The 16374-nt window shown below is 41.0% G+C and carries 18 protein-coding genes; 2 read left to right on the top strand and 16 right to left on the bottom strand.

The window, feature by feature from the left end; all coding sequences use genetic code 11:
- Positions 1 to 16: 16 nt before the first annotated feature.
- Positions 17 to 889 carry a methylisocitrate lyase gene (gene prpB, locus B5G52_RS06680; protein ID WP_087531887.1) on the bottom strand — a complete coding sequence of 291 codons (873 nt, stop codon included), beginning with the start codon at positions 887 to 889 and terminating at the stop codon, positions 17 to 19.
- 79 nt (positions 890 to 968) lie between these two features.
- The gene (locus tag B5G52_RS06675) at positions 969 to 1670 is read right to left on the bottom strand and encodes a GntR family transcriptional regulator (protein ID WP_087531886.1); all 702 of its coding nucleotides are present in this window, start codon (positions 1668 to 1670) and stop codon (positions 969 to 971) included.
- Between the two features lie 255 nt (positions 1671 to 1925).
- On the opposite strand from B5G52_RS06675, the gene rsmF reads away from it, so the two are divergent.
- Both rsmF and B5G52_RS06665 read left to right on the top strand, forming a co-directional pair.
- Entirely contained in the window at positions 1926 to 3368 is a 1443-nt protein-coding gene (gene rsmF / locus B5G52_RS06670; RefSeq protein WP_087531885.1) for a 16S rRNA (cytosine(1407)-C(5))-methyltransferase RsmF, read from the top strand.
- 321 nt (positions 3369 to 3689) lie between these two features.
- Positions 3690 to 4502 carry a polysaccharide deacetylase family protein gene (locus tag B5G52_RS06665; protein WP_087531884.1) on the top strand — a complete coding sequence of 271 codons (813 nt, stop codon included), beginning with the start codon at positions 3690 to 3692 and terminating at the stop codon, positions 4500 to 4502.
- Here the strand turns inward: B5G52_RS06665 and B5G52_RS06660 are convergent.
- The 14 genes from B5G52_RS06660 to yceD all read right to left on the bottom strand — a co-directional run bounded on the left by B5G52_RS06660 (position 4499) and on the right by yceD (position 16240).
- On the bottom strand, positions 4499 to 6349 hold the full coding sequence (locus B5G52_RS06660) for an alkaline phosphatase D family protein (RefSeq protein WP_087531883.1): 1851 nt from the start codon (positions 6347 to 6349) through the stop codon (positions 4499 to 4501). The genes B5G52_RS06665 and B5G52_RS06660 overlap by 4 nt on opposite strands.
- 6 nt (positions 6350 to 6355) lie before the next feature.
- Positions 6356 to 7129, bottom strand: a complete 774-nt coding sequence (locus B5G52_RS06655) for a TatD family hydrolase (RefSeq protein WP_087531882.1) — start codon at positions 7127 to 7129, stop codon at positions 6356 to 6358.
- 12 nt (positions 7130 to 7141) lie between these two features.
- Positions 7142 to 7468 (bottom strand): PilZ domain-containing protein, encoded by a 327-nt coding sequence (locus B5G52_RS06650; RefSeq protein ID WP_087531881.1) that lies wholly within the window; start codon positions 7466 to 7468, stop codon positions 7142 to 7144.
- 17 nt (positions 7469 to 7485) lie between these two features.
- Positions 7486 to 8373, bottom strand: coding sequence for a DNA polymerase III subunit delta' (gene holB / locus B5G52_RS06645; protein ID WP_087531880.1), 888 nt, complete (start codon positions 8371 to 8373; stop codon positions 7486 to 7488).
- A 1-nt stretch (position 8374) separates the two neighbouring features.
- A complete protein-coding gene (tmk, locus tag B5G52_RS06640; protein WP_087531879.1) occupies positions 8375 to 9001 on the bottom strand; it encodes a dTMP kinase in 627 nt (208 codons plus the stop codon).
- A gap of 33 nt (positions 9002 to 9034) precedes the next feature.
- Complete coding sequence (gene mltG, locus B5G52_RS06635; protein WP_087531878.1) at positions 9035 to 10030, bottom strand: endolytic transglycosylase MltG; 996 nt, start codon at positions 10028 to 10030, stop codon at positions 9035 to 9037.
- Positions 10024 to 10845, bottom strand: coding sequence for an aminodeoxychorismate lyase (gene pabC, locus B5G52_RS06630; protein ID WP_087531877.1), 822 nt, complete (start codon positions 10843 to 10845; stop codon positions 10024 to 10026). The genes mltG and pabC overlap by 7 nt, the downstream gene beginning before the upstream one ends.
- A gap of 54 nt (positions 10846 to 10899) precedes the next feature.
- Positions 10900 to 12141, bottom strand: a complete 1242-nt coding sequence (fabF, locus tag B5G52_RS06625) for a beta-ketoacyl-ACP synthase II (RefSeq protein WP_087531876.1) — start codon at positions 12139 to 12141, stop codon at positions 10900 to 10902.
- Positions 12142 to 12254: 113 nt separating this feature from the next.
- Positions 12255 to 12491 carry an acyl carrier protein gene (gene acpP / locus B5G52_RS06620; protein WP_016707440.1) on the bottom strand — a complete coding sequence of 79 codons (237 nt, stop codon included), beginning with the start codon at positions 12489 to 12491 and terminating at the stop codon, positions 12255 to 12257.
- 240 nt (positions 12492 to 12731) lie between these two features.
- Positions 12732 to 13478 carry a 3-oxoacyl-ACP reductase FabG gene (fabG, locus tag B5G52_RS06615; protein ID WP_087531875.1) on the bottom strand — a complete coding sequence of 249 codons (747 nt, stop codon included), beginning with the start codon at positions 13476 to 13478 and terminating at the stop codon, positions 12732 to 12734.
- Between the two features lie 13 nt (positions 13479 to 13491).
- Positions 13492 to 14418 (bottom strand): ACP S-malonyltransferase, encoded by a 927-nt coding sequence (gene fabD / locus B5G52_RS06610; RefSeq protein ID WP_087531874.1) that lies wholly within the window; start codon positions 14416 to 14418, stop codon positions 13492 to 13494.
- A 61-nt stretch (positions 14419 to 14479) separates the two neighbouring features.
- On the bottom strand, positions 14480 to 15523 hold the full coding sequence (plsX, locus tag B5G52_RS06605; RefSeq protein ID WP_087531873.1) for a phosphate acyltransferase PlsX: 1044 nt from the start codon (positions 15521 to 15523) through the stop codon (positions 14480 to 14482).
- Between the two features lie 12 nt (positions 15524 to 15535).
- Positions 15536 to 15706 carry a 50S ribosomal protein L32 gene (rpmF, locus tag B5G52_RS06600; protein WP_008109865.1) on the bottom strand — a complete coding sequence of 57 codons (171 nt, stop codon included), beginning with the start codon at positions 15704 to 15706 and terminating at the stop codon, positions 15536 to 15538.
- A 9-nt stretch (positions 15707 to 15715) separates the two neighbouring features.
- Positions 15716 to 16240 carry a 23S rRNA accumulation protein YceD gene (gene yceD, locus B5G52_RS06595; protein ID WP_087531872.1) on the bottom strand — a complete coding sequence of 175 codons (525 nt, stop codon included), beginning with the start codon at positions 16238 to 16240 and terminating at the stop codon, positions 15716 to 15718.
- Positions 16241 to 16374: the final 134 nt, after the last annotated feature.

The following is a 16374-nucleotide window of genomic DNA, read 5'->3' as shown; positions in this document are numbered from 1 at the left end:
CTACTATTTTTTATTATTATTTATTTGCTGAAAAAAGGTTATCAAGGGTGTTTTCATACGTGTGATAATCTAAAAAGTCATAAAGCTCAGCACGTGTTTGCATATTCTCAATCTGGCTTTGTTGTGAGCCTTCATTCAAAATAGCTGAATACACGTTTAACGCCGCTTTATTCATCGCTCTAAACGCACTTAACGGGTAAAGCACCATTTGCACGCCAACATCACTTAATTGCTCTTTTGTATAAATGGGCGTTTGACCAAACTCGGTAATGTTTGCCAAGATTGGCACATTAACCGCTTTAGCAAATGCCTGATAATCCGCAAGATCATGCACGGCTTCAGCAAAAATGGCATCTGCGCCCGCTTCAACACAAGCCGCAGCACGGTCAATCGCAGCGTTTAAGCCTTCTTTTTGAAACGCATCAGTACGCGCCATAATGTAAAAGTCGCTGTCTGTTTTAGCATCAACCGCTGCTTTTATACGGTCAACCATTTCGCTTTGGCTCACAATTTCTTTATTAGGGCGATGACCACAACGCTTTTGTGCTACTTGGTCTTCAATATGAAAACCTGCTGCGCCAGCTTTAGTCATTTCTTTTACTGTGCGCGCAATGTTAAATGCCCCGCCCCAACCTGTGTCTGCGTCAACCAATAAAGGTAAATCGCTGGCACCTGTGATACGGCGGATATCTTCAAGTACGTTATCAAGGCTGGTCATACCTAAATCAGGCATGCCGAAAGAGGCATTAGCAACCCCAGCACCTGATAGATAAATAGCTTGGTGACCCATTTTTTCAGCCATCATGGCTGTATAAGCATTGATAGTACCTACCACTTGCAATGGCTGGTTGTTTGCTATCGCCTGTTTAAACTTTGATCCTGCTGACATTGCTGTCTCCTTTGAACGGTCACTGCTCGAGGCAGCGTTTATTTTTAAATACTTACTATGACAGTGTGACTGTCTTAAATTACTGCGCAGCCTTCTTTTGTGCTGCTATTAAGTCAAATTTTGCTTGGATATTGGATTGTGATGCACTTATGTGGCGCTTCATCAATAACTCTGCTAATTCACCATCATGGTTTTCAATCGCGTTAATAATGGCTAAGTGCTCATCAAACGCTTTAGACACCCGCGGCCCTACCATGCCCATTTGCACACGGTACATGCGAATTAACTGATATAAACCGTTGCTTAATAAATGAATAAGGTGCTCATTCTTACTGGCTTTGATTATTCGATAGTGAAAGTCTAAATCACCCGCTTCTTGGTAATAAGACTCGCCTTCTTTTACTCGTTGTGTTTGCAAATGCTGGTTGAGTAATTGTTTTAAGCTTTGCACTTCATCAGCTGCCATATTGTCGGCAGCCAAGCGGCATGCTAAACCTTCAAGAGCACTGCGGACTTGATACACTTCGATTAATCGCTCCGCGGTAAGTGCAACCACTCTACACCCTACATTCGCCTTTCGTTCAATTAGGTAGCAACTTTCAAGGCGGTTCAGCGCTTCCCGAAGCGTTGCGCGGCTTACACCATAACGCTTAGCAAGCTCAGGCTCTGAAATTTTACTGCCTTGCTCAATACTGCCCTCAACAATCTCACGGCGCATATCGACAAACACCTGATCCGATGCGGTAGTAATAAGCGTTTTGCTAAAAGCGTCTTGTGTCATTGGTTACTTCTTTAAGATTGTCGACAATTCATGGTTACACTATGGTCTTTATGTGAAATTGTGTCAACCTTAAATCGACAAAAATGGAGCTTAAAACAAATTATTGTCGACATAAGCAAAGTAAATACTAGTTAATATCCCTAATAACTAGTTAGCCCCCTTTAAGTGTCGACAGGTCATATCACCAAATTTATGTTTATGAGTACACATTGAAAATGATAGAATACGCTTTTATTATTCTTCGTGAGCACAGCCTTGAACGCCAACACGTATATTCCTCAGCATTTTATAGATGATGTAGCCAGCTACTTACCTGCGCACCTAACACTAGACGATTTTATTAATGCGTGTCGCAAGCCACTGCGTAAGTCCGTACGTGTAAATACATTAAAAATGTCAGTTGAAGAGTTTAAACTTGCGGCAAAACAAAAAGACTGGCAGTTAACACAAATTCCTTGGTGTGAAGATGGTTTTTGGCTAGAGCGTCCTGCAGATGAAGAAAATGCCCTTGCCCTCGGTAATACCGACTTACATTTAAGTGGCGCAATGTATGTACAAGAAGCAAGCTCAATGCTACCACCCATGGCACTTAAAGAGTCACTCCTTGATGCTACGCATGTGCTCGATATGGCGTCAGCACCTGGCTCAAAAACATCACAATTAGCGGCATTGATGAACAATCAAGGTGTGCTCGTTGCCAATGAGTTATCGTCATCTCGTTTAAAGGTGCTTAGTGCTACGTTAAAGCGTATGGGTGTCGGTAATTGTGCACTCTCGCATTTTGATGGCGTCATATTTGGTGATTACATGTTCGAGTGCTTTGACAGCATATTGCTCGATGCGCCTTGCTCGGGTGAAGGCACAGTACGTAAAGACGCTGACGCCCTAAAAAACTGGTCGATTGAGTCGAATATTGATATTGCTAAAGTACAAAAAAGCTTAATTAAAAGCGCCTTTTATGCGTTAAAACCCGGTGGTACCTTAGTGTACTCAACCTGTACTTTAACACCGCTTGAAAACCAACAAGTGTGTGATTATTTGCTTGAGCAATTCCCTGATTGTATTGAAGCTCAAAGTCTAGCCAACTTATTTCCAAATGCAGAGCAAGCCACCACTGACGAAGGTTATTTACACGTTTGGCCGCAAACATTCGATAGTGAAGGCTTTTTTATCGCCAAGTTTAAAAAAGTTGTAAGTGCTGATAACCCTAATCAAAAGATCAAAAAAGGGGCCTTCCCTTTTCAACCATTTGATAAAAAAGCCAGCCAGAGTTTTACCGCGACTATAAAAAAACAGTTTGGTTTAAGCTCACTACCAGGGACCTTGATGCAGCGTGATAAAGAGCTTTGGTTATTCCCCGATGGGTTTAACGCAATTGAAAATAAAATTAAATATGCGCGGTTGGGGATTCAGCTAGGTATGATCCATAAAAACGGTGTACGGCTAACGCACGAATTTGCCACTGTATTCGGTGGGAGTTGTGTAAAAAATACCTATGCACTATCTGATCAGCAAGCAAACGATTACTTTCAAGGTAAAGACATCCGCTTAGCTGAGGTAACAAATGCAACTGATGAGGTGGTATTAACTTTATGTGGTTGCCCCATTGGCTTAGGTAAATGGCAAAAAAACAAAATCAAAAACTCACTACCACGAGATTTGGTACAAAATAGTCAACTAATCACATGGCAAGCATAAACTGTGGGTAAGTTGCAAATAAACCCTGTATAAAAATCACACTTTTTATAAATTAATTATGCAAGCGCTTGTTTTAACATAGTATAAAAAAACAACAATTATTGGGCGTTTTTACGTTTGTTAACTACACTTAATATTACTTTCTACTTCTCCCTTAACGAATAGAAGGTGTTTTTTAAAGTTAGCGCAGGCTCGCCAAGAGCCACCCCTAAGCCCAGAACAATGCGGATTCGTTCTGGGCATTTTTTTATCTTTAATATGCTTAAGTAGCATATATTTCACTTTCTTAATTTGTTTCCATAAAAGAAAAAGGAAACAAGTATGTTCAAACAATTACTGTTAATTTCTACTGCACTTTTTTGTGCCCAAAATGTAGCAGCTACGAATAAATACGTTGGCTTTGGTTACCCTGATCAAGCTCAAAACGCTATTAGCATTACGTTTGATGATGCCCGCCACAGCCAAGTTGATACCGGTTTAGCAATTTTAGATAAACATAATGTTAAGGCCACATTTTATGTATCACCTTTTAACGTTAAAGAGCGACTCGATAAATGGAAAAAAGCAGTGGCTGCTGATCACGAAATTGCCAACCACACAAGTTCGCATGTATGCACAGGTAACTTTGAATGGCTGCGCCAACTAGATCTATCGCTTGAACAAACAACCTTGAAGTGGCTAGAAAAAGATATCTTAGATGCGCAAGTGTATATAAAAGCTAATTTAGGGGTTACTCCTCGCGCGTTTGCCTACCCTTGCGGTAATACCTTTGTTGGTCGGGGTATAAATACCCAAAGCTATGTTCCGCTGATCGCAAAACACTTTGATACCGGCCGTACTTGGCTAGATGAAACAGCAAACAACCCAAATTTCACCGACTTTGCTCAATTAACGAGTCTGAAAATTGATGGCCTACGTTTTGATGAAATCATAGCAATGTTAGAGCAACTTCGAGGTAATAACAGCTGGCTTATTTTAGCTGGCCATGAAATCGGCAAAGGCGACCAATACACCACTGATAAAAAAGTACTTGAGCAACTAATTCGCCATATTAAAGACCCTAAGAATGGCTATTGGTTAGGCACTGTAAGTGAGGTTGCGGATTATATTAAACACCATAGAGATGGAATTTAATGCTCTAAATCAAACTCGGTGGTGCGCCCATCCCCATGAATTAGCTCGTACTTATCAAGGTTACCTTGCTCCAAACTAATTAAGCTGATGGCTGAGTCGCTCACTAAATATTTTTGTCCTTCACCTTTGGTTTGATGTTTATCAACTTCCATTTGCCAACGTTTAGTAAAAAAGTTGAGAGGACTCTTGGGGGCATATAAAATTGAATCGAGCTTATCAAGAATATTAATTAACTTACGCGGGAATTCATTTTTAATTCCGCTGGCGGTAAGTTGCCATATACGGTTAGGGTGTTTGCCAAAACGCTTTTGTACCGAAAAACAAAATGAGTAATGCACGTCGCCAGATAAAATAAGCGTTTCTTTGGGAGTGTCGTCACGGCGAAAGGTATCGAGTAACTTTTTCGCCGAGCCTTCATGTGCCATCCAGTTTTCAACATCAACCAATAATGGTTGACCACAAATATTAAACATTGCTTGAATGGCTTCTATCGATTTAACACCAAAAACTGGCGCAGGCGACACGATAATTACTTGCTCATGAGATAATAAGCTGTCTTCAAGCTCTGTTAACCGCTCCCAATCCAATAAGCCTGATGGTTCATTAAAGTTTTGCTCATTGCGCCAACGATGGGTGCGTGTATCAAGCACTACAACTTTAGGCACGGTATTAAGCTCATAATGCCAATGGTTAAACTCTAAAATGGTTTTATCAAAGGGTTTAAATTGCCACTGCTTATCTGCAGTAAAACTGTGTTGAAACGGTTTTAAAAGGCTTTTAGTTTTATTTCCTGCATCATTGCCAAACCCTTGAAATAGCCAATAACTAATTAAACCATTATTAACGATTCGCCTACTAACTGGATGCTGATAGATAACTTGCTCCCACCCTGCGGTTAAGTTCCAGTCATCGGTCACATCATGATCGTCAAACATCATAAAGCTGGGTACATTGGCAAATAAAACTTGTGCGTCTTTTAGGCCGTCTTTAAAACCTGATAAGGCCGCTTTTTCATTATCAAATATTTGCTGGCATTTAGCTGTGCTAGCTTGATAGTCAATGCTGTCAAAATCGATTAACTGCCAAACCGATGGGCTGAAGTTTAATAAATAAAGGGCAATAAACTCTTCAAAAAACACTAAATGGTTATCGGCTTTTAAACTTGAAAAATGTGGTACGTCTTTTTTCAGCCAATATCCTACCCCAATTTTATTTCGCTTTTGCCAAGGTACTTTGGGTAAATACAAATGACGCTGATACAGCTGTTGTTGTAAATCTTGGGGTAAGTCTATATCAAGCGCTTGCTCTTTATAAATACCCAGCACATCGATTAAGCGCGAAATCGCGATTAGCATGGCACCGGCGACATCATCGGCATAAACTTGATCCCCCGATAGCAGCAAAATATCAGCGCCTATTTCATTATCACTGCGCTTTGCTTGTACAAAGTGATTAGCAGCAACCAAACTATCTTTTGCAGGATGATGAGGGTTTCGACACGAGCCGTGTAAAATTTGCCTTAACGTGTTGGGAATTGCAAATTCTGGGGAATGTTTATTCGGGTAACAAAATGCGTTGAGAGCAATTTCTTCCTCGTTATTAAACAATCGGTAACTGATTAATTCATCAAAAGGAAACTCAACACCGATAGGCTTTACAATAACGAAGTGAAAGAACAACTGCTCGCCTAAACGAATCGGCTCATGTTCACAGTAAGTATCATAATGAGCAAATTCAATACGGCAGTTAATTGGGCTTGAGGTTGCAAATTGAATGCAAACCTCATTTATATCAGCACGGCGCACCATTGGCCCCATTAAAAGTAGAGGAAGTGGTGCTTGGCTCATAAAGTGTTAACCTGCTAAATTAAATAAGGAATAAAAGTTGGCTGTGGTCGCAGTTGCGAGCTCTTTATAACTAATGCCTTTAAGTTCACTGATATAATAAGCCACATCTTGCACATACGCTGGCTGATTTGTTTTACCACGATAAGGCACGGGTGCTAAATAAGGCGAGTCGGTTTCGATAAGTAGTCTATCGAGTGGAATTTGTTTAACGACGTCTTTAAGCTCTGTAGCATTTTTGAATGTAACAATACCAGAGATAGAAATATAAAAACCCAAATCGATGGCTTTTTTAGCCATATCCCAGTCTTCGGTAAAACAATGTAATACACCACCGCATTTTTCAGCATTGTGCTCGCGCATTAAGTTAATCGTGTCGGCGCGGGCATCACGGGTATGAATAATTAACGGCTTGTGTAATTGGTTTGCCACTTCAATATGGCCAACAAAACTCTCTTGCTGAATCGTATGGGTGTCTTTTGAATAGTAATAATCAAGGCCAGTTTCGCCAATCGCAACCACTTTGTCGTGGCTTGCTAAATCAATTAAGCGTTGTTTATCAAGAGCATCTTTTTGATCAAGTGGGTGTACGCCGCAAGAAGCCGAAACATCGTTATAATCTTTAATTTTATCAAGCATGCTAGGGAATTGATCTAACGTGACACTCACACATAAAAAGTGTTCTACTTGTTTTTCGCGTGCGCTATCAAGTACTTGGTCTAGGTTTAAATCAAGTTTATCAAAATCGAGTCGGTCTAAATGGCAATGAGAATCTACAATCACGGTTGCTGCTTACTACATGGTATAAGTTGGATTACCAGAGTTTAACATAGTCCCTAGTAATTTTTCGATCTTCGCATTAAGGTTAGTTTTATCATCTAAAAAGCTGATACCTATACCCGGTGGGTTTGAGCTTTGCGCACCTTGTGGTGTGATCCACGTGACTTTACCCGTTATGACATCATCTTCAAGGGCATCAGGTAAGGTTACTTTTAACGCCAGTGAATGCCCCATTTCGTAACGCATATTTGTCCGTACAAATAAACCACCGGTTTTTAAATACGGCATATAGCTGCGATATAGCTCATCTAAGTCTTCTAAATCAACAAGTAGTTCTTGCATAAAAATCCTAATTATTGTTATTTACGTAGTGAGTACGCCAAACGAGAAATAGCTAAAGGCAGATTGAGCCCCAGCACTTGCGTACTATTTTGATAAAATTCCGTTAAAGCCTGTTGTGACTGCTGATAAGTATCAAAATCCATACCAGACACGAGTTGTTGCTTTAACTGCTCACTAATAAATAAACAAAAGACCCGTACTAGTTCACTGTCTTTATTTATTATATCTACTAACGCACTGAAATTATGGCCTTGTTTTAGTTCAGTTGCAAACTTATAGAGTTGATCAACGCTCTCTAATTGCTCAGCCTCTTGCCAAGCTTGAACTAATAAAGGCTGTTTATAAAACAAACTAAGCCAAGGGTAGTCAATTATTTGTAATGATGCGAGCCACTGTTGAGCACTCACTATATCAGACACTTGTACATCAGTACGCGAACAACGGCTTAATATGGTTGCGGGTAACTGCGTGGTTGTCGTGCTGGTAAGTAATAAAAACCGTTCAGGGCTTGGCTCTTCAAGTGTTTTTAACAGTGCATTTGCCGCGGCTGTGGTCATTTTGTGGCAGTCTTTTATGATCACCACCTTATTGCCGTTTTGCGCCGCTGAATGACTCATAAAGTGACTCACTGTACGAATATCATCAACCCCAATACTCTGCCCTTCAATTGTGACATTAAATTTATCGGGGTGTGTGCCCGCTTGATTCAAATGACAACTCTTACATTGACCACAAGGCTGAACACCGTTTGGGTGTTGGCACAATAGCGCATTGGCAAGTTGTTCAACTAAGGCAGCTTTACCAACACCTTGCTGACCATTAAATAATTGACCATGATGAAAACGCCCAGCTGCAAAGCTAGTACTAAGTTGTTGTTCAATATCGTTGAGCCATGGGTAGGTCATATTAATTATTACTTTGCAAAAGCTGCTCTAAAACCGCAATGATATCATTATGAACTTGCGCCATCGTTTGATTTGCATTGACCGTTTTAATGGAATCATCGCTATTTGCAAGTGCTAAATAGCGTGCACGAGTGCGCTCAAAAAAGCTCAACGCTTCTTGTTCAATTCTATCTAACTCTCCGCGGCCTTTCGCACGGGCTAAGCCGATTGAAGGCTCAATATCTAAGTAAATTGTTAAATCAGGCTTCAGCCCTTTTAATACAATATCAGAAAGTGCTTTTAACGTTGTATGCTCGATTTCTCGCCCACCACCTTGATACGCTTGCGATGATAAATCATGGCGGTCGCCAAGTACCCACTGACCATTATTAAGCGCAGGGCGAATAACATTATTAACTAATTGAGAACGCGCTGCATACATGATCAACAACTCTGTTTCGCTGGCAATCTGCTCTTGGTGATTCGCTTTTATCAAACTACGAAGCTGCTCAGCAAGCGGGGTACCACCAGGCTCTCGTACATTGACAAAATCAACATTATGCTGGGTTAAAAACTGCTGACAAATTGAAATAGCAGTTGATTTACCTGCTCCTTCTAGCCCTTCGATCACAATAAATTTTGCTGTCATGGTATCTCTTTTAGTAATTCAGATTGCGACTGGCTAGTTACTTAATTGTTTTTGATAACGTAAGTAATCTTGCACAGCTTTGTTATGTGCTTTAAGTGTTTTTGAAAATTGATGGCTACCATCTCCTTTCGCAACAAAATACACATAATCAGATTTTGGTGGGTTGACCGCTGCTAAAATCGCCGCCTTCGAGGGCATAGCAATTGGCGTTGGCGGTAAACCATTTATTTTATAGGTATTATACGGTGTGTAACTGGTTAAGTCTTTGCGTTTAATATCGCCATCATAATCAGTCCCTAGACCATAAATGACGGTAGGATCGGTTTGTAAACGCATTTTTGAATTAAGTCGATTAGTAAACACAGACGCTATCATAGGTCGCTCGCTGGCAAGGCCGGTTTCTTTTTCGATGATTGATGCCATGATCAACGCCTCGTACGCAGAATTAATTGGCAAATTATCGGCACGTTGCTGCCAAGCATCAGCTAAAATCTGTTTCATTAAAGTGTGCGCACGCTTGAGCAATAAGCTTGCACTATCGCCAGCATGGTAGTGGTATGTATCTGGGTATAACCAGCCTTCTAAATGCTGATCTGAGCCTAAGATTTGTTGACTTAAGTTATCCTGAGTTAAATCTTGGTTTAAATTAGCTGCATTTTGAATTGCCGCTAGCACATCCCGTACTGTCTGCCCTTCGATAATGGTAAAACTAAAGCTAACTTGTTCACCTTCATTAATACGACGAATATTATCAAGTACTGTGCCTTGGTTTAGCTCGTAAAGGCCTGCTTTTAAATCAGTGAGACTAGGGTCTAATTTTGCCACTATTTGATACTTAAAACAGCTATTAAGCCATTTTTTTGCCTGCCACTGCTGGCATAGCTGATTAAACCCTGTTCCATTTTTTACTTCAAATTGAGTATTAGCGGGAACGGCTAAGGTGCTGTTAATAGTCGCTTGTAATTGCTGATAGCCAATTGCTGTCGTTAGCAAGGCTAGGACTATAATGCCCATTATCACTTTTAACAAGTAAACTCCTTGGCGATTAAACCATTTAATACGCTTAAACTATTATCAATATCAAAGTTAACATTATCAATTGTTTTTACAGGTATAACAGCTATTAAGCTATTACAAATAAATACTGCATCCATTTGTTTTAATTGTTTTAATGTTAAATTCACAAACTCTATAGGCAATTTAGCACATAACGATTGCAGGTAAACCCCTTTAATTCCACACTCATTAAGTAAAGGGCTAAAGAGTCGTCCGTCTTTAATTGCAAATACATTGGCTGTAGAGGTTTCTATCACATTGTTTTGATAATCAAGAACCAGTACATCATCACTATCTTGTGTTTGCATGGCTTGCTTGATCATGACTTGCTCTAACCTGTTTAGTGTTTTTAGGCCAGCAAGTAATGGTTGAGATGCCAATTTAATGGGGCTTACAGCTAAGCTAAGGCCTTTTGTAGCCAATGCTTCATAATGAGCTGGAAAATCAACAACGCTGAGCACAATGTTTAATAACGGTTGCTCAGGTAAACCGTACCCACGCCCGCCTTCGCCGCGCGTAACGAGCACTTTAAGGACTGCACATTTTTGTGTTGCAATAAGTTGGCTGATTGCAGCTTCAAGTTCAATAAAGTCTATTTCAGGAAATGCTAAACGGCTTGCGCACTCAATTAATCTCGCACGATGCAATGACCAATGTTCAACATTGCCATCAACAATCTTTGCTGTAGTAAAAAAGCCATCACCATAGTTTAAGCCGCGATCACGGTTACTAACAGCGCTAGGCTGTTCAGTGATTATATTTTGTTGTATTTGTTGTGTATTCTGCATATAAAAAAGCCCAGTCACAACTGGGCTATTATTCTGTCTCGTTGTTTAAAAATATTATACCTTTTTAAATAGCAACGAGCCATTAGTACCACCAAAACCAAACGAGTTACATAATGCGTAGTCTAATTTCGCATCACGTGCTGTGTGAGGAACATAATCCAAATCACAGACCTCATCAGGGTTATCAAGGTTAATTGTTGGGCTTACTTTTTGATCTTGCAACGACAAAATAGTAATGATTGATTCAACTGAACCTGCAGCACCGAGTAAGTGACCCATCATTGATTTAGATGAACTCACCATCACATCTTTGGCTGCATCACCAAAGATAGATTTAACCGCTGAAGTTTCTGCTTTATCACCTGCGTTGGTAGAAGTACCGTGAGCGTTAATATAACCCACCTGATCAGCATTTACGCCTGCATCGTTTAACGCATTTTCCATCGCAAGGGCTGCACCTGCACCATCTTCAGGAGGCGAAGTCATGTGGTATGCATCACCACTCATGCCAAAGCCAACGAGCTCTGAGTAAATTTTAGCGCCACGTGCTTTAGCGTGCTCATATTCTTCAAGTACAATAACACCGGCGCCGTCGGCAAGTACAAAACCATCACGGTCTTTATCCCAAGGCCGCGAAGCTGCTTGTGGGTCATCGTTACGAGTTGAAAGCGCGCGAGCCGCATTAAAGCCACCCATACCAATTGGTGTCGAGGCTTTTTCAGCGCCCCCTGCTACCATGGCATCAGCATCACCGTATGCAATCATACGAGCTGCATGACCGATGTTGTGTAAACCTGTAGTACAGGCTGTGACAATCGAAATATTTGGACCACGTAGACCGTGCATTATCGATAAATGACCCGAGATCATATTGATAATAGTCGACGGCACGTAAAAAGGAGAAAGCTTACGTGGGCCACTGTTTAATAGTTTTATGTGGTTTTCTTCGATTAACGTTAAACCACCAATACCTGAACCAACAGCAACACCAACGCGCGGTGCATTTTGCTCTGTGATTTCAAGGCCAGAATCTTGTAGTGCTTGAACACCCGCTGCTATGCCATATTGGATAAACAAATCCATTTTTTTAGCATCTTTAGGCGACATATTAAAGTCAGACGCATTAAAATCATTCAGCAAGCCTGCGAATTTGGTGCCAAAACTTGAAGTATCGAAATGCGTGATAGTTTGAATACCACTTTTGCCGTTTAACAAGCCTTGCCAGGTTGATTCAACATCGTTACCTAGCGGTGTCAACATTCCTAAGCCAGTTACGACTACTCGACGTTTAGCCACGGGTTGCCTCCAATAAGGGAATTATTATTTTAGGTGGGGTGTGTACTAAATTAATTAGTATCATATTACGGATAGATTAAGGGCAGCGAATGCTGCCCTTAATTTGCGATTGATTACTCAGCGTGAGCTGTAACGTAATCGATTGCAGCTTGTACTGTTGTGATCTTTTCAGCTTCTTCGTCTGGGATCTCAGTGTCAAACTCTTCTTCAAGAGCCATTACTAATTCAACAGTATCAAGTGAATCTGCGCCTAAGTCATCAACGAAAGAAGCTTCGTGCTTTACTTCTTCTTCTTTAACACCTAGTTGCTCAATGATGATTTTCTTTACGCGTTCTTGGATGTCGCTCATTCTTCTTTCCTTTATTAAAAACGCCAATGCGTTATTTTCAGATTGCGGCGTAGTTTACGGCGCATAATTCTGTGATTCAAGGATTTGCTGATAATTATTTATCTGGTCAAACCTCTTGAGAGTTATTTGTGTATTTTATCGCTTATTTTCACAGCGAATTCAAGTATGTTTAAAGCAAGATCACAAAAAATTCAACATTTTTCGACAAACTCGCTTAAAACAAATTAGGAACAAAGTTCCTTAAACCATATACATTGCGCCGTTAACGTGCAGCGTTTCGCCCGAAACGTACGCAGCAGCATCTGATGCTAAGTAACAAACAGCAGCCGCAATTTCGTCTGGTTGACCTAAACGACCTGCAGGTACATTTGCAAGCGTTGCTGCTTTTTGCTCTTCTGTCAACTCATCTGTCATGTCTGTTTGAATAAAACCAGGCGCAACAACATTTACGGTAATACCGCGCGACGCTACTTCACGCGCCAATGATTTAGAAAAACCAATCACACCTGCTTTCGCTGCTGCATAGTTGGCTTGTCCTGCATTACCCATAGTGCCCACTACTGAGCCAATGTTAATGATACGGCCATTCTTTTTCTTCATCATTGGGCGTAATACCGCTTTAGATAAGCGGAATATAGAGCTTAAGTTGGTGTCGATGATATCATCCCACTCACCGTCTTTCATACGCATCAATAAGTTATCACGGGTAATACCGGCATTATTGACTAATACATCAATATCGCCTAAATCTGCTTTTATTGCAGCAAGTGTCGCCTCAATCGATGCAGGATCGGTTACGTTTAACGCATAACCTTTACCATTATCACCTAAATATTCACTGATTTTAGCAGCGCCTGATTCACTCGTTGCAGTACCTGCAACTTTAGCACCTTGTGCCACTAAGGTCGTAGCAATTGCTTTACCGATACCACGGCTCGCGCCAGTAATAAGGACAACTTTGCCCTCTAGTGAAAATAAATTTGCCATTATTATCCTACTCTTATTTAGCTTCATCAATGGCAGCTTGGCTATTCACCGAACCACATACCATTGCTTTATCAATACGTTTTGCTAACCCAGTCAATACTTTACCTGGGCCAAATTCATAGCTTTGGGTAATACCTTGGGCTACCAATGCTTGTACTGTTTCGGTCCAGCGAACTGGGCTATATAATTGACGTACTAATGCATCTTTAATTGCATCAGCTGCATTTTCTGCACTAACGTCAACGTTATTAATTACATCACACTTAGGTGTATTAAATGTTAAAGCGGCTAAATCAGCTGCTAGTTTATCTGCAGCAGGCTTCATCAATTCACAATGCGAAGGTACGCTTACTGACAGTGGCAATGCACGTTTAGCACCTGCTTCTTTACACGCTTCTGACGCTCTATCTACGGCCGCTTTGTGCCCGGCTATAACAACTTGGCCTGGCGAGTTATAATTTACCGGTGCTACAACTTCATCTTGCGCTGATGCGCTACAAGCAGCTTTTATTTCATCATCGCCAAGACCGATGATTGCAGCCATTGAACCCACACCCGCAGGCACGGCTTCTTGCATGTATAAACCACGATTTTCAACGAGTTTAACTGCCTGAGCAAGGCTCAGTACGTCTGCACACACTAGTGCAGAGTATTCACCTAAACTGTGACCAGCCATAGTAACCTCTGCGTCTGGGTTAGCTGTTAACCATTGACGATAAAGAGCAACCGAAGCAGTTAATAAAGCAGGTTGAGTACGGTGGGTTTGGTTTAGTTCTTGTTCTGGACCGTTCAGTACGAGTGCTGCTAAGTCATAACCAAGTGCGTCTGACGCCTCAGCAAATGTTGCTTTTACAATATCAGACTCTGCAAGTAACTCACTTAACATACCCACAGATTGTGAGCCTTGACCTGGAAAAACAAGTGCGATTTTTTGTGCCATACTTTGCTCTTTTTTATTAAACAAATAAATAAATGTTTAAGTAAGCGCCTGACATAATTAATTACTCGTCAGCCGTTACTTTTGTAGTTGAATGTGTTTGCTCGAAGATAGCGGCTATTTTCTCGGGAAGTTGACGTTCTACTTCTTTGACGGCTTCATCGATAGCGGCATGAAATGCTTTAGCTGATGCATTTCCATGGCTTTTTACAACAATACCGCGCAATCCTACCAGAGAAGCGCCGTTATACTGGTCGGGGTTCACCCTTTTATAGAGTTTTTTTATGACAGGGCGTAGCATAAAAGCCATGCATTTATAGAAAAAGTGTTTTCTCAGCGCTTTTGTTAGCTTAAACATAATCAGCTTTGCGATGCCTTCACAGGTTTTAAGCGCAACATTGCCCACAAAACCTTCACACACGATAACATCTGACTTACCCGTGAATATATCACTGCCTTCACTGTAACCCGTGTAATTAATGTAATCACATTGCTGCATAAGCTGCGCGGCTTGTTTAATATCTTCATGGCCTTTTATGTCTTCTGAGCCAATATTTAATAAGCTGACTTTCGGATTATCACAACCGAGTGCTTGACCTGCAACCACTGAGCCCATAATACCAAACTGATATAGGGTTTGCGCATCACAGTGCACGTTTGCCCCTAAATCAAGTAAATATACTGGGTGTTTTTGCTCGGTTGGAACCGCTGAAATCAATGCGGGGCGTTTAACGCCGGGCAACATTTTCAATACGTAATGCGCCATAAACAATAATGCACCGGTATTACCAGCACTTACGCACGCTTGTGCCTCACCTGATTTAACCAAATCAAGGGCTACGCGCATTGATGAATCTTTTTTAGAACGTACTGCTAAAGCAGGCTCACAGCCATTAGTGACCACTTCACTGCAGTGACGAATAGTTAATCTTGGATGAGATAAAGAATCGAGAGATTCAAGTTCTTTAGATATTACTTGCTCATTACCACATAAGATGAGTCTTAAGTTGGCATTGGCATTTACCGCGTTAACGGCTGCGGGGATAGATGAACGGGGGCCATAATCGCCCCCCATCATATCTAACGCAATGGTTAGATTGGTCAGCATATAAGCAATCTCTTAGTTAGAAATTACTTGAACGCCTTTGTAGTAACCATCTGCAGTCACATGGTGACGACGATGAGTCTCACCAGATGTTTGGTCTACAGTTAAAGTTGGACCACTGATCGCATCGTGTGAACGGCGCATGCCGCGTCTTGCACGAGACTTTTTGCTTTTTTGTACAGCCATAGTCTTCTCCTAAGAATCTTTCTTAAGTTGTTTCAAAATATCAAATGGATTTGGTTTATCATCTTCCGCCTTTAATACACCAAAGCTGGCAGGCTTTGCTGAATAACTGCATGAAGCTTCGTTGTGTGTAGGCACTAATGGAACTGCTAATAATAGTTCGTCTTCGATTAACTCGTAAACGTCTATTTCACCATTTTCATCAAGTGCTACTTCATCGTAGTCTTCTGGAAGATCATCTGACTCTGCATCCAAACCGACTGGCGAATACACAAAGTCTTGATCCAAATCCAACCCTAAATCACCATTACAACGTTGACAAGTTACAGTTACGTGTGTGGACAAATTGCCACGGATCACAACTAAACCTTGCTCATCATTCTTGCAATGAATTTTTACCGCTATTTCACCTACTTCTTCCTGGATAACTTCTCGTAAACGAGTCAGTTTCTCAAGCTGTACAATACCGTCATAACTTAAACGGTGCTGAGCTGCTTTACCTGGATGAAGAGTGATGGGAATTTTCACCTTTTGCATAGGGGCTGCATCATATAGATAGTTACTTAGTTAGTCAAAGTAAAAAACCATTTTTAGCTGGTTTTTCCTGATTCATTTCTTTGTTTTGCCAACGGATCTGATTTATCCTAACTCAATCTGATTTTCATTAGGAA

The sequence above is a fragment of the Pseudoalteromonas sp. A601 genome, assembly GCF_002165575.1.
Taxonomy (GTDB): Bacteria; Pseudomonadota; Gammaproteobacteria; order Enterobacterales; family Alteromonadaceae; genus Pseudoalteromonas.
The sequence above is the reverse complement of the archived record's forward strand: the minus strand, read 5'-3'. Positions and strand labels throughout refer to the sequence as shown.

Excerpts from the sequence above, each read along its gene's own strand:
- prpB (WP_087531887.1), bottom strand. The coding sequence starts at position 889 with ATGTCAGCAGGATCAAAGTTTAAACAGGCGATAGCAAACAACCAGCCA.
- B5G52_RS06675 (WP_087531886.1), bottom strand. The coding sequence starts at position 1,670 with ATGACACAAGACGCTTTTAGCAAAACGCTTATTACTACCGCATCGGAT.
- B5G52_RS06665 (WP_087531884.1), top strand. The coding sequence starts at position 3,690 with ATGTTCAAACAATTACTGTTAATTTCTACTGCACTTTTTTGTGCCCAA.
- B5G52_RS06660 (WP_087531883.1), bottom strand. The coding sequence starts at position 6,349 with ATGAGCCAAGCACCACTTCCTCTACTTTTAATGGGGCCAATGGTGCGC.
- B5G52_RS06650 (WP_087531881.1), bottom strand. The coding sequence starts at position 7,468 with ATGCAAGAACTACTTGTTGATTTAGAAGACTTAGATGAGCTATATCGC.
- holB (WP_087531880.1), bottom strand. The coding sequence starts at position 8,373 with ATGACCTACCCATGGCTCAACGATATTGAACAACAACTTAGTACTAGC.
- tmk (WP_087531879.1), bottom strand. The coding sequence starts at position 9,001 with ATGACAGCAAAATTTATTGTGATCGAAGGGCTAGAAGGAGCAGGTAAA.
- pabC (WP_087531877.1), bottom strand. The coding sequence starts at position 10,845 with ATGCAGAATACACAACAAATACAACAAAATATAATCACTGAACAGCCT.
- acpP (WP_016707440.1), bottom strand. The coding sequence starts at position 12,491 with ATGAGCGACATCCAAGAACGCGTAAAGAAAATCATCATTGAGCAACTA.
- fabG (WP_087531875.1), bottom strand. The coding sequence starts at position 13,478 with ATGGCAAATTTATTTTCACTAGAGGGCAAAGTTGTCCTTATTACTGGC.
- fabD (WP_087531874.1), bottom strand. The coding sequence starts at position 14,418 with ATGGCACAAAAAATCGCACTTGTTTTTCCAGGTCAAGGCTCACAATCT.
- plsX (WP_087531873.1), bottom strand. The coding sequence starts at position 15,523 with ATGCTGACCAATCTAACCATTGCGTTAGATATGATGGGGGGCGATTAT.
- rpmF (WP_008109865.1), bottom strand. The coding sequence starts at position 15,706 with ATGGCTGTACAAAAAAGCAAAAAGTCTCGTGCAAGACGCGGCATGCGC.
- yceD (WP_087531872.1), bottom strand. The coding sequence starts at position 16,240 with ATGCAAAAGGTGAAAATTCCCATCACTCTTCATCCAGGTAAAGCAGCT.